The organism is Pantoea sp. GM01 (assembly GCF_000282675.1).
GTDB lineage: Bacteria > Pseudomonadota > Gammaproteobacteria > Enterobacterales > Enterobacteriaceae > Pantoea > Pantoea nemavictus.
The window spans coordinates 15,282-33,606 of sequence record NZ_AKIU01000003.1; the positions used below are offsets into that span (position 1 = coordinate 15,282).

Sequence of the window (18,325 nt, forward strand, 5' to 3'; positions counted from 1 at the left end):
TTGAGCCCAATAATGGCAGACTAGTTCAATATGCAAATATTTATTAATAAGAATGAGCAGAACTAATTATATGTACTGGTCGCTCATTATTGACTGGAAGCAAACCATAGGGGCAGCAGACTAAAACGCAGCGAATTTTTAGTTATCGCTCATATCGGTGCATCATCAGCATTACTCTTTGAACAGCTATGATTGTTACGTGCCGGATGATCAAACTCCCTCAGCTCTGGAAACCAGGCCCCACAACATTGACCTCAATCGCATACATGGACTTTGAAAATTTTCACAAGTGAACCAGGCTTAAGTCTCTAATCAAAGGAAGCCATAGATGCCCTATAAATCCCGAAATTCCCTGCCAGATAGCGTCAGACATGTCCTTCCTGCACATGCGCAGGATATTTACCTTGCGGCTTTTAACAGCGCGTGGGATGAGTATAAAGATAAAAAAGACCGTAAGGATGACAGCTCGCGGGAAGAAGTGTCACATAAAGTGGCCTGGGCTGCGGTCAAGCATACGTACGAAAAAGGCAGCGACGATAAATGGCATAAAAAGAAATCCTGAGCAGGCCCTAGGTTCCATGCAAGGCTGGTACAACCCAGCCTGAGTTCACCTGTAAAGCCCCCCTTCATGGAGACTGATTTGTCATTAACCAACCGGACTCAATATCGCGACCTTAAACGTTCTTTCCTTTCTGCCGTTCCGCTGGGTATTGGCGTGATGGCATCAGTGGATGAGATCATATTTCATCAGCTGCTGGCCTGGCATCACTTCTTTGACTGGGGCACTCCCGCTTATGGTCTATTTTCCGATGGGTTACTACATTCTGCCGAACTCATCGCCTTTGTAGCGGGCGCCTTCATGATGCTTAACCTCATCCGCGACCAGAGCCTGTGCAGACTGTCTGCATGGTCCGGTTTCTTTACGGGTCTGGGAGGTTTTCAGATTTTCGACGGCATTGTCGACCACAAGCTACTCAGACTTCATCAAATACGTTATGTGGATGATTTGTTGACCTATGACCTGGTGTGGAATGGCGCGGGACTGCTGATGCTGTTAGCTGGCTGGCTTTTGTACCGACGAGCACGAAGAACGGAGGGTACCCCTTGGAGGAGATGATCCATCATGGCCCACCCCCGGGTTCCTCTGTGCTGGTCTTGTTGCTTACCCTCTTACCACTGTGTCTGCTATGCCTCTATGCCATATCCGCCTTTCGCAGGCGTGAGGCAGCAGGATGGAGCGGCTGGCGCATGGCGAGTTTCACTGCGGGTATCATGCTAATTGTGATAGCCGTGCTGCCGCCGGTCGCGCCCTGGGCACATCATGATCTGCGCGGTCATATGTTTCAGCACCTGTTGCTGGGGATGTTTGGCCCGCTCGGATTAGTGTTCGGTGCACCCGGCACGCTGCTAATCCTAAGTTTGACGAAATCGGGGGCACACCGGTTCATGAATATTATGCGGTTGCCACCGATCAGACTGCTTATTCATCCCGTCACCGCAGCCATTCTGGATATCGGCGGAATGTATCTGCTTTACCTCACGCCTTTATTTAGTCTGAGCATGTCCCATCCGGTTTTATTTGTACTTATGCATCTGCATTTTGTTCTGTCTGGCTATTTGTTTACCTGGTCCATTGCCGGGCCCGATCCGGCACCTCATCGTCCCTCAAGAAGTTTGCGACTGGTGGTCGTTTTTCTGGCAACAGCGGCGCATGCTGTTCTTGGCAAATTGATGTACGGATACGGATATCCACAGGGGATGTCTGGCAGCCTGAATGAGGTGCAGTCTGCGGCACAATGGATGTACTACGGCGGTGATCTGGCTGAACTCTTGCTGGTGACAGGTTTCTTTGCGGCCTGGTTCAGGCAGCGCAGTGTATTGCCTGATTTTATGGCAACCAGAGTTGCGCGTGCGCGCAATGAAGAGTGACGTTTTATTTCTTTTTTTCTGGGTCAAAATCCCTATATATCGCACTGAGCCGCTCTCTGAACACCACCGGATCGTGCTCCCGACGGATGCGCGCGACAGACTGTATAGAACGTTCTTTGACGGCATTTCTGTCACTGATGATCTGCAAAATGTGGGCTTTCAGCTGACTAACGATGGCACTTCTCAGTACCGTTTTGTCGCTGAGCGCTCCTACCGTCAGCTCCGACATACTGTTCAGGGGGCAGCGGATAAGCCAGCCGGCATTTTCCGGATTGATTTCCGGCAGGGCTCTGACGTTAGTCGTAATCACCGGGCAGCCGCAGGCCTGCATTTCCAGAACGGAAAAGCCGTAGGTCTCCTGCCAGGTGGGAAGTAGCCCAACGTCAGAGGTCTTAATCAGCTCCAGCACCGCGTCGTTGCTGAGCGATGTATGGTGCCGGAATATCGGGCATTCACGTAGCGTGTTCTCTATGCTTGCCCGAAAAGCGGCATCGTCCTGGAATTCCTGGTGGGCCACGTTATGCGTCCTGCCAGGATCCCCCACCATATTTACGCGCACGTCGTTCATGCTTATCATGTTTTCCCTTAACAGCTGGCTAACGGCCAGAATAACTTCTGCCCCTCCCTTGCGCTAGAACTCCTTACCCACGAAGATAAAAGTCAGCGGACCTTCCTGAACCGTAGCGCTTTTTTCCTGTATCACCGGCTTCGGGGGGTGCAGTACGTGCAGTTTAGGCCCGATGATGGCCTGCTCTCTGGGGAAATGCTCCAGCAGCCGCAGCTGGATTTGCCGTGTGGCTTCTGAGATAGCGATGATGCCTTTGCAGCGCGAAGAGCAAACATACCGGAGTTCGCGCGCCAGCTCGGGGTTGTCAAATTTCACTATTCCACCGACGGGCAGAACACGAGGCAGTTCGGTTTCAAATGTCGCTACCCAGTCGCCAGGGCCCGAAGAGACTTCGTTGAAAAGGTGGATAATGTCCGCATCAACTGAAGACATCAGGGGCAGCGGGCGGAAAATAAAGAGTTTATTTTGGTGCAGCAAGCGCTGCCTTATGACGTTGATCCAGGTCCATATGTTTCTGGACCGGTAATCCAGATAGCGATGTGAAGGGTCTGTGATGATGTTTCTCTTTTCCGGGTAGCCCTTGCCCCCCACGATAATCTTCATCCTTCCCCCTGCTGGCGAGTGTGAAAAAAATCAGTTTCAGAATTAATCAACAACCATTGAGTTTGTAAGGACGTGCAAGTGCTTGCGCGTTTTAAAAGCGGACGTAGCGTTGAGTAATGAACAAGACGTCCAAGGCACCTCCACGCTGTTTCGAGAAGCTGCGCCGATTCAGGTGCAGGGCTGCACATAAATGGCGCTGGCTGACATTCCGATATGCTTAATTATGCGCGGGCCCACCAGAGAAAGGCGTGTAACTGCAGGCATTTACTGACATTCCGGAAAACTTCGGGAGAGAAAGTACCACCGAAAATTTAAAATTCAGGTTGCTATATCGACTGTCATTAATGCCTGAAAACCCGCATCGGCCGGAGCATCCAAATCTAATGCTGCTATTTAGATTACGAGTGCCCTCGGTGCTAAGGGCTGGTAGGCCAGGCATGTGGTAATGATTGGACCAGGAAGGGTATTGACGGACTGATTGCCCGCAAGGCGATAAACCCCGATTACTCCTTCAGCAGGGATATCCCAACGTTTCTGTACCTGATGGCAAAAATACTCTGTCATGTATCCTGACAGCTTATCTCCTGACGCTGCGGCCCATATACTGGGCCGGCTGAACAATTAGCTGCAGCGGCAGCCAACGTGAAGCGGTTAGAACTCCTGACGAGTCGGGCGAAGCACGATTTCATTAATGTCTACATCCGCAGGCTGTTCAATCGCAAACGCAATGGCCCGCGCTACCGACGAGGCAGGGATAGCCTGTTTGTAGAACGCCAGAACATTTTCGGCGGCCGTGCCGGTCGTGGAGTATTTTAAATCACTCTCCACCGCACCGGGTTCAATACAGGTGACGCGGATGTTGCCGCCTATCTCCTGACGCAGACCATCCGATATGGCTCTGACCGCAAATTTCGTTCCGGAGTACACCGTGCCTCCAGGCGCAAAGACTTTGATGCCCGCCACTGAACTCAGGTTAATGATATGTCCACTCTCCTGAGCCTGAAAGCGCGGCAGCGCAGCGGCGATACCATAAAGTGTCCCTTTCAGGTTGACGTCGATCATGGCATCCCATTCGTCAGTATTCACTTCAGACATAGGGCGGATCGGCATCAGACCCGCGTTATTAATCAGCACGTCCAGCTGGCCAAAATCGCTGACCACCTCTGCGACGACGGCTTCAAACTGGTGCTTATCGGTAACATCCAGCTGATAACCGCGGGCGACATGACCGCCGTCGGTAATCTCCTGTACAACCTGATCCGTTTTTGACTGTCTGCGTGCCGCAACGGCGATTTTTGCGCCCCGCATCGCCAACAGTCGAGCAACTTCAGCACCAATACCCGAATTACCGCCGGTGATAAGAATGACTTTGCCTTCGATACCGTTATTCATGGGTATTCTCCATAATTACTGACGTTGCAGGTGGGTAAACTGGATAATCAGTAAAGCCTTCCTCAGAACCACCGTAGAGACGCGCGGCATTTAGCGCGTTAAGCGGCCAGCCGTTGGCAATCCGTGCCGGTAAGTCAGGGTTCGCCACAAAGGGTCTGCCAAACGCAATCAGATCGGCATAATTGCTGCGGATCATTTTTTCTGCACGCTCTGCTGTGTAACGTCCGGCATAAATGATGCGGCCACTGAACACACGGCGTATCTCACGTCGGAAGGCCTCTGGCATATCCGGTGCGTTGTCCCAGTCCGCTTCAGCAATTGAAACGTAGGCAACGCCTGCGCTTTCGAGGACTTTCACCGCTTCCACGTAGGTCGTATGCGGATCGCTCTCCACCAGACCGATATAAACGCGATCTTCGTCGGTACTGGTAAATAACGGGGTGAATCGCACACCGAGGCGATTGGCACCGACAGCCGCGCTGACAGCTTGCACAATTTCACGCAGGAACCGCAGACGGTTTTCGAGTGAGCCGCCGTAAGCATCCTGACGATGATTGGCATGTTCAGAAATAAACTGGTTCACCAGGTAGCCGTTGGCCGCATGGATTTCCACACCATCAAAGCCGGCACGAATCGCGTTTCTGGCAGCCTGAACGTAAAGCTCCACCAGTTCCTGAATGTCCGCGATTCCCAGTTCACGCGGCGCGGAGGGTGAAACGAGCGTTCCGGTCCCTGGCCCAGTTTCAATAAATGCCTTAACTTTTTCAGCCTGAATGGCCGACGGTGCCAGCGGTGCGCCATTTTCAGGCTGCAGTGACGTATGGGAAACGCGGCCAACGTGCCAGAGCTGGGCGAATATCACACCTCCGCTGGCGTGCACGGCATCCGTGACTTTTTGCCATCCCTCAATCTGCGCTTCGCTGTAAATGCCCGGTGTCCAGGCATAACCCTGACCGCGCGGTTCAATCTGAGTTCCTTCGCTGACCATAAAGCCCGCGCCGGCACGTTGCTGATAATATTCTGCCATCAGGCCGGTTGGCAGATCGCCAGGCTGGCCGCTGCGCTGGCGCGTCAGCGGAGGGAATACAATCCGGTTTTTCAGGGTATAGGGACCGAGGTTTATCGGATGAAACAACGCTTCATGTTGCATTTCTATTCTCCAGTATCTCTGCAAAAAAATCACATTAGACCGGTCGACTAGTAATAACGTAACCCTAGGCCGATCGGCTATTTTCATCTCTTCAATCAACCAACAATGAGATCAGTCGACTAGTAAATACATCCGGAAATTTCCCCGTGATGAAGATTTTCAGCTCAGGTGATATAGCCCACCCGCTAGATTCCAACACTGATACCTCATGCTTACTTGTAAATTTCCGCCGTGCCGTAAAGATAATTGCGACCGCCGGCAGAAACCACGCGATAGGATCCGGCACCTTCGGCTGTCGCTTTCGCATCGAGTCGGTTTATCAGTTCACTCAGATTGCTTCCGGCAGCCGAGGCTGAGATGACGCCGATACGTTGCTCGCCAGCAGGTTGATCCTGAACCTGATTAGCGGCAAATGCAGGTAATGAAGCGGTAGAGATGGCGAACAGTGCAACAGCTTTAGTCATGATTTTCATGATATTTTCCTTTCAGTCAGTAAAGTGATTTGAGTAGTAGAGAGAATTTTTGGCCGGGACCGCTTAGTGGCTCCGGCGTTAAGTTACGAACATTTAGTGCGACAAACTCTGTGCTGCCTTTTCAATCACGGCCGCAATCTTACCGGGCTGTGAGGCATAAATTGCGTGGTTACCTTTCAGTTCGGTCACCTTGCTGCCGGCACGCTCGGCCATAAAACGTTCCAGCTGCGGGTTGATGGCGCGGTCTTCCGTCGCTACCACAGCCCAGCTCGGCTTATGCTTCCACGCCGGTTCGCCAGCGGTCGCACTGAAGGCCGCCACCGCGGGCATGACCTGAGACTGTGCCAGCAGCGCGGTCTCTTTTTCCGGCAGATCGGCGGCAAAGTCCGCGTGGAACGACTCAGGTTTCAGATAGAGGAAATGATCGTCCGTTTCAGCAATCGAATGCGCGGCGGGCGGGTATTTTTTTGCCAGGCTCAGCAGCGAGTCCCCTTTTTCCGGCTGCATCGCTGCGATGTAGACCAGCCCTGCCACCGACGGGTCATTACCCGCATCGCTGATAATCATGCCGCCGTAGCTGTGTCCGACCAGCAGCGTTTTGCCGCTCTGCATTTTCAGTACGCGTTTTGTTGCGGCCACGTCGTCTGCCAGGGAGGTCTGCGGCTCCTGAACAATCGACACCTTGTAGCCCTCTTTATGCAGAATGCGGGCGATCGGGTTCCAGCCGGAGCCATCAACGAAAGCCCCATGGACCAGAACGATATTTTTAACCGGCTCGGCCAGCGATGACTGAGCATAGACAGACAGAACCAGGCTTAAAGCGGCTGAAGCGACAGTTTTTTTGAACATTTTTTATCTCTCTTTCATAAACAGGTTGAGTTTGCTGTACCGGGTGCTGAGAGAGTTGCTGGGCAATCCCCCGCAGCCGGCCGGAGTCATATCACTGTGCCAGCTGTTTGATCAGCTGCGCTGCGGTTGCTGCTGATGAGGTCGGGTTCTGACCGGTGATCAAAAGACCATCAGTAACCACATATGAGCTCCAGTCCGCGCCTTTGGAATAAATACCGCCCTTCGCAATCAGCTCATCCTCGACCAGGAATGGCACCACGTGGGTCAGGCCTACCGCCTCTTCTTCAGTGTTAGTGAAGCCGGTGACCTTGCGTCCTTCGACCAGCGGTCTGCCTTCCGGCGTTTTCACGTGACGCAGTACGCCAGGTGCATGGCAGACGAACGCCACGTTTTTTGAAGCGGCAAAGAAAGATTCAATTAGCGCGATAGAATCCTTATCTTCCGCCAGGTCCCACAGCGGACCGTGGCCACCCGGATAAAACACGGTGTCGAACTCGGCCTGAGACACACTGTCGAGGCGGACGGTGGTCGCCAGCTGCGCCATGGCGTCAGTATCGGCTTCAAAGCGGTGCGTAAGCTCGGTCTGGAAGTCCGGCTCATTGCTTTTTGGATCCAGCGGTGGGTTACCCCCCTTCGGTGAGGCCAGCACGATTTCCGCACCGGCGTCCTTAAAGGCGTAGTAAGGAGCGGCCAGCTCTTCGAGCCAGAAGCCGGTTTTACGGCCGGTATTGCCCAGCGTGTCGTGTGAGGTCAGTACCATTAAAACTTTCATTGTCATTCTCCAGTATGTCGATTTGTGATATTCAATTAGACCAGTCGTCTATAAACTTGCTGCATTTCCTGTCCTGGTGCTGACGGTTGCTTTGCTTAAACCTGATGGCTATGCAATTGCCCCCGATTTTAAGCAACCTCGTTTGCCCTGACAGTTGCCGTGAAACCAAACTAACATCAATTAGACCGGTCGTCTACAAAGATTGTATGTCATGTTCAGATTTCTTTTTAAAACAATTATGACGTAGAACGGCTTCGGTATTTTCACAGTAACATCAAACCATTGCGCAAGCCGGTTCTACAGAAGAAACGTCATTGTCGCAGACTCAGTCCAGCTCTTTTGCCCAGACAGCCTGCGCATTCGTGAATTCGCGCAACCCGAAGTGGGACAGCTCACGGCCGTAACCACTTTTTTTCACGCCGCCGACAGGAATGCGGGCGTTAGTGGCAGAAAAACCGTTAATGAACACGCCGCCCGTTTCCAGACGCCGGGCCATCCGCTGTCCACGCTGAATATCCGCCGTCCAGAGGTTACCACCCAGACCGTAGTCGCTGGTGTTTGCCAGTTCAATGGCGTGCTCAGCATTATCCGCAATCGTGATAGCCGCAACGGGACCAAAGGTTTCCTCGTCAAAAGCGGCCATACCCGGTACCACGTTACCCAGCACCGTAGGCGCGTAGAAATTACCGCTTCCTTCCAGTTTGTGTCCGCCCAGCAGGAGCGTTGCCCCGGCTTCCAGCGTACGCTCAACCTGATGATGAAGCTCATCGCGCAGATCCTTTCTGGCCATTGGGCCAACGCGGGTCTGAGGATCCATCGGATCACCCACTTTCAGCTGGCTAACCGCAGCGATAAATTTTTGCGTAAACGCCTCCGCGATGGGCGCTTCCAGGATAAACCGTTTTGCCGCCAGGCAGACCTGACCTGCGTTCTGGAAGCGGGCTTCAACGGCGGCACGCACTGCCTGATCGATATCCGCATCAGCAAGAACAATAAAAGCATCTGAACCGCCCAGCTCAAGCAGACTCTTTTTCAGCGCTCTGCCCGCAATAGCCGCTACGGCAGATCCTGCTCGCATGCTTCCCGTCAGGGTTACTGCGGCGACACGGTCATCTTCAATGACGCGCGCCACCGTATCATTGTCCGTCACCAGGTTGGTAAACAGGCCAGCAGGAAAACCTGCGCTTTCATAAGCATCCTGCAGGGCATAGGCCGATCCCATGACGTTAGGAGCATGCTTGAGAATAAAGCCGTTGCCGGAGAGCATGATGGGGCCGGATGCGCGGATAACCTGCCACAGCGGGAAGTTCCACGGCATCACCGCCAGGATTGATCCCACCGGTAAATAGGAGACATAAACCTGGTCGCCGTTATCGACAGACACCGGTTCGTCAGCCAGCACTGATGGACCGTTGTCTGCAATCCAGTCTAACGTGGCCGCGCATTTCTCGACTTCCGCGCGGGCTGCTGAGAAGGTTTTGCCCATCTCAGCGGTGATCAACCCGGCCAGTAAATCAGTGCGTTCGCGCAGAATCTGCGACAGACGGCGGTAAGCCGTAACACGTTCGCGTAAAGGGGTGGCGCGCCACAGGCGAAACGCGGCCGCATTCTGTTCCAGCAGCGCTTCCACTTCTTCAGTGGTCTGGTAGGCATAATTAGCAATGAATTCATCGGTCGCCGGATTACGTGATACCGCAAAGGTGATGTCAGATGAAACTGGATTAGCAGATTGAGATGTCATTTTGAAGCCTCCTGAGTGATGGGTGCAGCATGATTGTGCTGCCTGAAATCCATCTTAAGTGCGCCCAAAAATCTCAGGAAGGCGTGTTGTTATCCTATTACTGATGGTCACTGGCAACATGTCTGGGAATGTAGGTTACCAGTGAAAGATCGGGTCTGCCCTCTGGCGTCAGGGCGACATAGGTGAATTCAATGTGTCCTGAGGTGGGATGTGCCAGCCTTTTACTCCCCTCACTCATGCCCTGTACGTCGGTATCCTGCCACCACTCCCGAAATTCAGGTGACTGCTCGCTCAGTTCATCGATCAGGGCGTCGAAATGCGCTTTGTTCTGCGCCCGCGCGCGCGATGCACGGAATACGGAAATCATTCCGCGCGCCATCTGCTCCCAGTCCAGAATCAGCGTCCGATAAGGCTGGTAGAGAAACAGCAGGCGCAGTGTATTTCGTTCGTGCGGCTGCAATGAACTGTAATCAATGAAAAGGTCGGCGATGGCGTCATTCCACGCCAGAATATCCAGACGCGCATTGCGCACGTATGCAGGGATTGGATTGATGGCGCGAACCAGCATGTCGAGCCCATCGCTGACACCCATATCCACCTGACGCGGTTCCGGCTCCTCACGCGGTGAAAGGGCAAAAAGATGCGATGACTCTACGCGGTTTAATCTGAGCACCTTTGCAATACGCTGCAGCGCTTCAGAGGAAGGCTTGATTTCACGGCCCTGTTCCAGCCAGGTGTACCAGCTGACGCTCACACCAGCCAGCATGGCTACTTCTTCACGGCGTAATCCCGGCGTGCGGCGGGTGCCCTTTGGCATGCCGAACGCTTCTGGATCCAATCTAGCCCGGCGACTGAGAAGAAATGCACCCAGCTCGCGACGCTGCTCCTGAGTGGTCTTTTTGACCATGATGCTAAGCCCCTGAATAAGAATGTTTCGACAGCTATTTTTATATCAGCAGTTAACAGAAAAAAAGGTTTTCCTTAAATTTTCATCTCAGCAGAGAGACTCGCTCTGCTGAGAGAATTAACTGACTGCCATGCTGTTTAAAATGGGTGACACCATACAGGATGGTAATTATTAAAAAATGGCTGTAGCAACACCGCCAGGATTTTATTTATCAATTAGTTGAATTATAGCGCTTCAATAACCTCATATTCTTCTGCAACTAGCTCCATATCTTCAGAGTAAAAACCTGCTCTGGTAAAAAGCTTTATGCTCTGCTCTCCAGTATTCAAGGCTCAAATTCCTTTCACCTTCTTTACGCGCTTAACATGCTAATTGAATATTACGTTAACAGTCCGCGCTTCAGATAAGATCGGTATTCACTCGTTTACCTATATCTTTAAGCTGCGAATATTTTTCAAGCAACTGTGGCGCATCGTCAAGGCTCATCGCGAACATCCAGAGATAGGTCATGACGGAGTAAATGTGACCAGCGTCGGTCCCGCCTCGGAGTGCCATAGTGAAAATAGTCATAGCAAATAACAACGCGGTGACCGCCCCGATAGAAAGATATCCCATCGCTTCACGATCTGACAGGCGGATACGCAGCCCCGCAATTACCCGATAATGCCTGCTCAAAGAGGCAACCGGGGCACTGCTGACAAAGCCCACTTCTTTTTCCAGTCGGTCATTAAGCCGGTAAAAAAGCGCCTCATTTTTACGCGTATATCCGGGCAGGAAAAACGAAAAGAATAGCAATACGGCCAAACAGGCGATCCCGGACCAAAATTCAATCGCGAGCAGCATGAATGCCGCCCCGGTAATTGAAGCCAGGGAGGTAATCAATACCGGCAGATGTTTTTCAAAGAAGTCGACGAATTCTCTTGAAAGCGCAACGCGGGCGGCGATCGTGGAATGGCTATGATTTTCCCGACGCTGGGCAAGAATAACCGGCACTGCCAGTTCGGCGTATATCCTTGCGAATGTGCGCGTATCCAGGCTGCGCCGGGCGGCACCAATCACCCACATGGTAAAAACCATCAGCGCATAAAATACTGCATGCCATGCCTTACCGGCGACGATTGCATTTATGGCAAAGCCGGCCAGCAGTGGATAGAGCAGATAGGTCAGGTTTTCGGCGATAACGAGCATGAGGGTAAAGAAAAGCTTTTTGCTATGACGGCGTCCAAGTCGTTTAAGCGTTTGTACCGCGCTGCCGGTTACTTTGACCGGATCAGTAATATCATGCGTTTGCATAGGTCCATTTTCTGTTAATATTAATTTGAGCATGTGCTCAAATTTAGAATCGCAGTCTATTTGAGCAACTGCTCAAAGTCAACGGAGCCATGCCATGAAAGAAATAAAGGAAGCGCTTAAAGCACGTATATTGGACGGCGCTGCTTTGCTATTCGCAGAGAAAGGTATTGAGAATGTCTCAACGCGCGAACTGACCGAGCGGCTCTCTATCTCACGCAGCCATATCTATTATTATTTCAGCGACTGGCAGACGCTATGTATAGAAGCTCTGACAAGATATATGCAGAATGAGCTGGATACTTTTTCACGATCCATAGAATCCATATCACCCACCGAAAAACTGATTACGGTTATTGAAAATTATCTACCGGATGCCCCAGACGCCGCCTGGCAGCTTTACGGTTCCCTGTGGCAAATGGCGGGACGCGATAGCGCATTTGCTGAACTGGCAGAACTATTACTTCAAAAGTGGACGATTTTCATCACCGAGATCGTTGAGCAAGGTATCGCCGCTGGCATTTACCGACCTGTTGAAACCGCGCGTTTTACCCGGCAACTTGGCGCTTTGCTTAACGGATATGCCGATAGCCTCACAATAAACCCTAGCCCGGCAAAGCACCGCGAAGCTGTCGAAGATATACAGGCGTTTATCCAACTCACTCTTTAGGATTTTTTCTGCTAACAGAATCATCGGGTTATCCACTCATCACCCTTCATGCTGCCGTGAGTGAGAGCAATGAACGGTGAGATAATTGGCAGGTCAGGCATTTACCTGTAAACCTGCCGTTGGTTTTAGTGAAATGACCGGCTTCCGGTACCGGTCACGACTGGGGATACCCTGACCCGATAGGCAATAACCATTGCCGCAACCAGCATTATGCATCCCGCGGTGAGGAATACTCCGGTGATGCCGCTTATGCCATAAACCAGTCCCCCAATAGCGGCACCGATGGCAATTGAGGATTGAACGGCGGCAACCACCATTCCTCCTGCACTCTCAGCCTCATCGGGTAAAGCACGCGCTACCCAGCTGGACCAGGCTACCGGCACGCCGCCAAATGCAAAGCCCCACAACATAACCAGCAGAGTAAGTCTTGTTAGTGATACCGGCAGGGTTAACATAGCGAGTGCAGCCGCCCCTACTAACGTGGGCATCACGATCAGCGTCAGGCGTAAGCTTCGTTCCATCAACCATCCTGCCGCTAGCGTCCCAACAAAATTAGCCAGTCCAAATCCCAGCAAAATTAGCGCAAGTGTTTCACTTCCAACATGCGCGAGCGTTTCAAGTGCCGGACGTATGTAGGTAAAAAGCGCATACTGCCCGGTGTGTGCCAGCACACAGCCCAGCATCCCCACGCTAACGCCAGGCCGCTGCAGAAGAGAATAAACCGATGCTGTTTTACCCCGAACAACCGGCGCCATACCGGGAAGCGTGAACCACTGAAAAATTAAGGTGATTGCCCCGACTGCAGCGGCGACAAAAAAGGCGCTACGCCAGCCAAAAAGGCCGCCAATGTAGCTTCCCAGAGGGACAGCCACAACGGTGCCTAACGCGATACCACTAAAAATAATCGACAGTGCGCGCGGTACTAACCTCTCAGGCACCAGTCGCATTGCCACCGCCGCCGCCATGCTCCAGAATCCACCGAGAGCGATCCCCAGCAAAACGCGCATCGCCAGCAACATAACGATGCTTGTAGATAGCGCCACCAGCACATTTGAAACGATCATCAACACCGTAAAACTTAACAATATGGTGCGCCGATTCATCGCACGCGTCAGGCGCGGGACCATTAACCCGGCAAATAACGCAATTAACGCCGTAATCGTGACGGCCTGACCTGTAAGTGATTCTGACACCTGAAAATCCTGCGCCATGGGCGTTAATAAACTCGCCGGTAAGTATTCTGCGGTTAGCAAGCCAAATACGCCCATGGTTAACGAAAACACCGCCCGCCAGGCAGGCCGAATTTGCTCATCACGGTCTAAGACTTCCTCGTGCGTATTCACACAGACTTCGTTTGTCATTCCCGTTTTTCCTTCTCAATAGCTTTAAAGGTCGAAGTCTATGCAGGCGGGCGTGGATGATCTATGCTCTAAAACCCTCAGTTTTTAACCCAAAACCCGAATATGAACGCGACCAATCCCTTTGCCCTCTCGTCTGAACTCATCAGTGAACTGCTTGCAGGTCTGCGGCTACATGGCGTGCAGTATCGGCGTATACAGACTGGCAATACCTTTGGTTTGAACTTTGTCAGTCGGCCTGGTCACGCTTATTTGCACTATGTTGCCGTGGGAGATGTGCTGCTTAGAACCCCAGGTGGCCATTGTCTTACGCTTTCAGCGGGTGAAGCGGTCTTTATTCCCCACGGCATAGAGCATCAGCTGTTGTCGGCAACCACCGTTGAAGTGATGAATATCGATGATTTAGAGACAGCACCACTGGATGACAACGTGAGTGGACTGGATAGTTGTCCCAGCACCCAAGAGACGCCCAGTGCGGTGATGTTTTTTGGTTGCATGGAGATCAACTTAGGCAGCATGCAGCGGCTAGCAGGGGCGATGCCTGAAATTATGCTTGCCGATGCACAGGGCACTCACTGGCCTGGACTCATGCATATACTTGATGCGATGAAACGCGAGATATGCTCCGGACGCATGGGCTATGCCGGCATCCTTGCCAGGTTGGCCGATGTCGTTGCCGCGATGTTTATCAGGGGTTGGGTGGAAAACGGTTGTGATAATAGCTCAGGACTGGCAGCGGCCCTGCGTGATCCGCGTTTGGCCCGCGCCATTCTGGCCATTCATCGCGAACCGGCTCGGGATTGGAGTGTGGCAGAGCTCGCCGCTGAATCGCATATCTCCCGATCCGCATTCGCGGAGAGGTTTCAGGCAACAATCGGTATACCTCCCCTGCGATATGCAACGGAAGTGCGCATGCAACTGGCTATCCGCTGGTTGTCGTCAGAAAAAATCACCATCGACGCTGCATCACAACGCTTAGGTTACTCCTCGCAAGCCGCTTTCAGTCGGGCATTTAAACGCGTGACAGGCAAATCTCCCGGTACACTGCGTATTCCGAGCTGAGGCATTTCAGGTCGGATTTTTATTCAGCGCTTAGAGTGATATTTAATATTGGGCATCATTATGACCTGAATAAAATGCCTGATTTCACGTATTAATTAAATTGAGCAAATGCATTACTGTCCTGGAGGGATTATTGCGTCGCCAGGCAAAAGCGATATCGGTGAACAGAGTGTTATTCTCTATTTCACAAAACGTGATGTGTGGGTTGTTCACGCAGCACATTGACTCTGGTACCAGCGCGATTCCGCAACCTGCGCCCACCATGCCGAGAGACGACGTAATCTGTGGCGCCTGAATAAATCGTGTCGTTATGAACCCCGCACGCAGACACGTGCTGACGATCAGCTCATAGAGACTGGGAGCGACTTCACGCGGAAACATAATCAATGTTTCATCCACCAGCTGTGATAACGCAATGGTGTGCAGATGGCTACATGCATGACCCACAGGTAACGCAACCATCATTCTCTCAGTAGCGATAACCTTCAGGTTGAACGCTTTGCTGCTTTCACACGGCAGGCGAATAAACGCCGCATCCAGCAATCCATCCCGCAAATCCTGCATCAGTAAAGCCATGTTCTCTTCACGCGTGATGAGCTCCATCGCCGGATAACGTGTTTTAAAACGGTGAATAAGATCAAACACCGGTGCACAGAAGGCGACTGAACTGGCGAACCCCAGCGACATCTGCCCGCTTATGCCCCGCGCCATGCCTCGGGCTTTCTTGAGCGCATGGTCAGCCAGCTGCACAATCTCTGCGGCATCATTCAGGAATGCCCTGCCCGCGTCGGTAAGCTCAACACCGCGCGTCAAACGTTTCAGTAACGGTGTCCCAATCTCGTGTTCCAGCCGCTGGATTTGCTGGCTCAGCGGCGGCTGAGAAATGCCCAACATCTCCGCGGCACGGGTGAAATGTAGCGTCTCTGCAACGGCTACAAAATAACGCAGATGGCGAAGTTCCATATCAAATACGTCTCAAAGTTAACAGGTTTCGCTATTGGATTCCGTAGGCCAAAAAGCCCACCATGATATTAACACGGCTTAACTATTGGTTTGCGAGGTGGCAAATGTGTAATTTTGTATCTGACTGTTCATGCGAGGAACAGCTGAAAGAGACCGTCTTAAAACTCCATGATGATTCACCAGAAAAGGTTATCTATCAGACCTCCCTGATGAGCGCGCTGCTGAGTGGTGTTTATGACGGATCCACCACGGTGTCGGACTTATTAAACAAAGGCGATTTTGGTCTGGGTACGTTCAACCAGCTTGATGGCGAACTTATCGCCTTCGACAGCAAAGTCTATCAGTTACGCTCCGATGGCAGCGCCAATCCTGCCAAACCTGAGCAACAAACGCCGTTTGCAGTAATGACCTTTTTCAAACCGGAACATCATCACCGCTTCAGCGGAACCGCGACGCGAGAAGAGGTTCACCGGGTTATCGACAGTAAAATTACTTCAGACAATCAGTTCTGCGCCATGCGCATCAGTGGCCGCTTCCAGGCGGTTCAGACTCGTACCGTTCCCTGTCAGTGCCGCCCTTATCGCTCGATGCCTGAGGTGCTAGGCGATCAGCCAACCTTCGCATTCAAACAGACCCCGGGTGAACTGATTGGCTTCCGGACGCCGCAGTACATGCAGGGGATTAACGTGGCCGGTTATCACGAGCACTTTATTACGGATGACCGGCAAGGCGGCGGACACATCCTCGACTATGTGCTCGAGGAGGGAACGCTGACCTTTGGCGCGATTAGCAAGCTGGTGATTGATCTCCCCCGGGATACCGAATTCCTCCAGGCAGAGCTCAATCCTCACAATCTTGATGAAGCCATTCGGGCCGTTGAAAGCTAACCGTAGAGGTCACTATGAAAACGTTAAAAACCAACACTATTTGGAACAGCGGCGCCGATTTAGTTGTCGCACAACTTGAAGCGCAGGGGGTTAATCACGTGTTTGGCATCCCCGGAGCCAAGATCGATAAAGTGTTTGATTCGCTGGTGGATTCACCCATTCAACTGATCCCTGTCAGACATGAAGCTAATGCTGCCTTTATGGCCGCAGCAGTAGGCCGACTCACAGGGCATGCAGGTGTTGCACTCGTGACCTCCGGACCCGGCTGTTCGAACCTGGTTACCGGCATGGCAACCGCCACCAGCGAAGGCGATCCGGTGGTGGCCATTGGCGGAGCGGTAAAACGATCGGATAGCGCCAAACAGGTTCACCAAAGCCTGGATACCGTTTCGATGTTTCGCCCGGTCACAAAATATGCTGTTGAGGTCACCTCTCCCTCCGCGCTAACTGAATGTGTCTCCAATGCATTTCGTCATGCTGAAAACGGACGCGGCGGCGGCACATTTATCAGCCTGCCACAGGATATTGTCGACCAGCCTGTGTCCGGCAGCCCTTTGCACAGCAATGGACACATCAAGCTGGGCGCCGCACCCGATGCCCTGATTGAGGCGGTCAGCCAGGAGATCACTCGGGCAAAAAATCCGGTCATTCTGCTGGGCCTGATGGCCAGTCAGCCAGAAAACAGTGCTGCAATTCATGAATTACTGTCGACAAGCCAGATCCCGGTCACCAGTACTTACCAGGCCGCAGGTGCCGTCAGACAGGAGAACTTCTCACGGTTTGCCGGACGTGTTGGACTATTTAACAACCAGGCCGGAGACCGTCTATTACAGCAGGCAGACCTGATCATCACTATCGGGTACAGCCCGGTTGAGTATGAGCCGGCAATGTGGAACAGCGGCAAAGCTTTGCTGGTCCATATTGATGTGCTGCCAGCTGATACGGATAACCTTTACCTGCCTGACGCAGAACTGGTCGGCGACATTGCCCAGACCGTAAGCAAGATTGCCACCCGCATCACCGCGCCGCTTCAGCTCAGTAACAGCGCAGCTTCTGTGCTGGAAGATCGGCAGCAGCAACGGCAATTACTGGCACTGCAAGGCGCCAGCTTAAATCAGTTTGCACTGCATCCACTGCGCATCGTGCGCGCGATGCAGGACATCATTAACGCTGACATCAGCCTTACCGTTGACATGGGAAGCTTTCACATCTGGATTGCGCGATATCTGTATAGTTTCCGCGCGCGCCAAATCATGATCTCCAATGGTCAGCAGACCATGGGTGTCGCCCTGCCCTGGGCTATCGGTGCATGGCTGGTTGATCCCTCACGCAAAATTGTATCGGTCTCCGGTGATGGCGGATTTTTACAATCAAGCATGGAGCTGGAAACTGCCGTCAGGCTCAAGGCCAATATTCTGCACATCATCTGGGTCGATAACGCCTACAACATGGTTGCCATGCAGGAAGAGAAAAAGTATCAGCGCATTTCAGGTGTCAATTTTGGCCCGGTTGATTTTAAAGCCTATGCCGAAGCGTTCGGCGCTGCCGGCTTCTCAATAAACAGTGCTGCTGAACTGGAGCCAACGTTGCGCAGAGCCATGGATGTCAATGGCCCGGCAGTGGTCGCTATTCCGGTCGACTACAGCGATAACCCATTGCTGATGAGTCAGTTACACCTCAGTCAACTTCTTTAAATAAATATCAAGGATGC

The 18,325-nt window shown here is 52.4% G+C and carries 18 protein-coding genes and 2 pseudogenes; 7 read left to right on the forward strand and 13 right to left on the reverse strand.

Annotation, left to right across the window (positions count from 1 at the left end; translation table 11 throughout):
• Positions 1 to 328: 328 nt before the first annotated feature.
• From chaB to PMI17_RS00660, 3 genes are all read left to right on the forward strand, one after another.
• Positions 329 to 562, forward strand: coding sequence for a putative cation transport regulator ChaB (gene chaB, locus PMI17_RS00650; RefSeq protein WP_007885055.1), 234 nt, complete (start codon positions 329 to 331; stop codon positions 560 to 562).
• Between the two features lie 78 nt (positions 563 to 640).
• Entirely contained in the window at positions 641 to 1,117 is a 477-nt protein-coding gene (locus PMI17_RS00655) for a DUF2243 domain-containing protein (protein ID WP_007885056.1), read from the forward strand.
• Positions 1,114 to 1,929 carry a cytochrome c oxidase assembly protein gene (locus PMI17_RS00660; protein ID WP_036619820.1) on the forward strand — a complete coding sequence of 272 codons (816 nt, stop codon included), beginning with the start codon at positions 1,114 to 1,116 and terminating at the stop codon, positions 1,927 to 1,929. Before PMI17_RS00655 ends, PMI17_RS00660 begins: the two co-directional genes overlap by 4 nt.
• 4 nt (positions 1,930 to 1,933) lie before the next feature.
• On the opposite strand, the pseudogene PMI17_RS25625 reads toward PMI17_RS00660, so the two are convergent.
• The 11 genes and pseudogenes from PMI17_RS25625 to PMI17_RS00705 all read right to left on the reverse strand — a co-directional run.
• Positions 1,934 to 2,542, reverse strand: a pseudogene (locus tag PMI17_RS25625) (glycosyltransferase); the annotation flags it as partial.
• 18 nt (positions 2,543 to 2,560) lie between these two features.
• Entirely contained in the window at positions 2,561 to 3,100 is a 540-nt protein-coding gene (locus PMI17_RS25630; RefSeq protein ID WP_007885063.1) for a hypothetical protein, read from the reverse strand.
• Positions 3,101 to 3,751: 651 nt separating this feature from the next.
• A complete protein-coding gene (locus tag PMI17_RS00670; protein WP_007885064.1) occupies positions 3,752 to 4,492 on the reverse strand; it encodes an SDR family oxidoreductase in 741 nt (246 codons plus the stop codon).
• Positions 4,485 to 5,642 (reverse strand): alkene reductase, encoded by a 1,158-nt coding sequence (locus PMI17_RS00675; protein ID WP_007885065.1) that lies wholly within the window; start codon positions 5,640 to 5,642, stop codon positions 4,485 to 4,487. The genes PMI17_RS00670 and PMI17_RS00675 overlap by 8 nt, the downstream gene beginning before the upstream one ends.
• A 212-nt stretch (positions 5,643 to 5,854) precedes the next feature.
• Complete coding sequence (locus PMI17_RS00680; RefSeq protein ID WP_007885066.1) at positions 5,855 to 6,115, reverse strand: YdgH/BhsA/McbA-like domain containing protein; 261 nt, start codon at positions 6,113 to 6,115, stop codon at positions 5,855 to 5,857.
• 93 nt (positions 6,116 to 6,208) lie between these two features.
• Positions 6,209 to 6,964, reverse strand: a complete 756-nt coding sequence (locus PMI17_RS00685; RefSeq protein WP_007885067.1) for an alpha/beta hydrolase — start codon at positions 6,962 to 6,964, stop codon at positions 6,209 to 6,211.
• Between the two features lie 91 nt (positions 6,965 to 7,055).
• Entirely contained in the window at positions 7,056 to 7,736 is a 681-nt protein-coding gene (locus PMI17_RS00690; RefSeq protein ID WP_007885069.1) for a type 1 glutamine amidotransferase domain-containing protein, read from the reverse strand.
• A 325-nt stretch (positions 7,737 to 8,061) separates the two neighbouring features.
• The gene (locus tag PMI17_RS00695; RefSeq protein ID WP_007885070.1) at positions 8,062 to 9,477 is read right to left on the reverse strand and encodes an NAD-dependent succinate-semialdehyde dehydrogenase; all 1,416 of its coding nucleotides are present in this window, start codon (positions 9,475 to 9,477) and stop codon (positions 8,062 to 8,064) included.
• 97 nt (positions 9,478 to 9,574) lie between these two features.
• Positions 9,575 to 10,384, reverse strand: coding sequence for a helix-turn-helix transcriptional regulator (locus PMI17_RS00700; RefSeq protein WP_007885071.1), 810 nt, complete (start codon positions 10,382 to 10,384; stop codon positions 9,575 to 9,577).
• A gap of 224 nt (positions 10,385 to 10,608) precedes the next feature.
• A pseudogene (locus PMI17_RS25635) lies at positions 10,609 to 10,744 on the reverse strand (ASCH domain-containing protein); the annotation flags it as partial.
• 39 nt (positions 10,745 to 10,783) lie between these two features.
• Positions 10,784 to 11,677, reverse strand: a complete 894-nt coding sequence (locus PMI17_RS00705) for an ABC transporter six-transmembrane domain-containing protein (RefSeq protein WP_007885072.1) — start codon at positions 11,675 to 11,677, stop codon at positions 10,784 to 10,786.
• Between the two features lie 94 nt (positions 11,678 to 11,771).
• Here PMI17_RS00705 and PMI17_RS00710 point away from each other — a divergent pair, with 94 nt between their 5' ends.
• Positions 11,772 to 12,344 carry a TetR/AcrR family transcriptional regulator gene (locus PMI17_RS00710; protein WP_007885073.1) on the forward strand — a complete coding sequence of 191 codons (573 nt, stop codon included), beginning with the start codon at positions 11,772 to 11,774 and terminating at the stop codon, positions 12,342 to 12,344.
• A gap of 125 nt (positions 12,345 to 12,469) precedes the next feature.
• Here the strand turns inward: PMI17_RS00710 and PMI17_RS00715 are convergent, their stop codons facing one another.
• Positions 12,470 to 13,705: an MFS transporter gene (locus PMI17_RS00715; protein WP_007885074.1), complete on the reverse strand. Its 1,236-nt coding sequence runs from the start codon at positions 13,703 to 13,705 to the stop codon at positions 12,470 to 12,472.
• A 102-nt stretch (positions 13,706 to 13,807) separates the two neighbouring features.
• Here PMI17_RS00715 and PMI17_RS00720 point away from each other — a divergent pair, with 102 nt between their 5' ends.
• The gene (locus PMI17_RS00720; RefSeq protein WP_007885075.1) at positions 13,808 to 14,764 is read left to right on the forward strand and encodes an AraC family transcriptional regulator; all 957 of its coding nucleotides are present in this window, start codon (positions 13,808 to 13,810) and stop codon (positions 14,762 to 14,764) included.
• Positions 14,765 to 14,848: 84 nt separating this feature from the next.
• On the opposite strand, the gene PMI17_RS00725 is transcribed toward PMI17_RS00720, so the two are convergent.
• A complete protein-coding gene (locus PMI17_RS00725) occupies positions 14,849 to 15,727 on the reverse strand; it encodes a LysR family transcriptional regulator (protein WP_007885076.1) in 879 nt (292 codons plus the stop codon).
• Between the two features lie 104 nt (positions 15,728 to 15,831).
• On the opposite strand from PMI17_RS00725, the gene budA reads away from it, so the two are divergent.
• The gene (gene budA / locus PMI17_RS00730) at positions 15,832 to 16,614 is read left to right on the forward strand and encodes an acetolactate decarboxylase (protein ID WP_007885077.1); all 783 of its coding nucleotides are present in this window, start codon (positions 15,832 to 15,834) and stop codon (positions 16,612 to 16,614) included.
• A 14-nt stretch (positions 16,615 to 16,628) separates the two neighbouring features.
• Positions 16,629 to 18,308, forward strand: coding sequence for an acetolactate synthase AlsS (gene alsS, locus PMI17_RS00735; RefSeq protein WP_007885082.1), 1,680 nt, complete (start codon positions 16,629 to 16,631; stop codon positions 18,306 to 18,308).
• Positions 18,309 to 18,325: the final 17 nt, after the last annotated feature.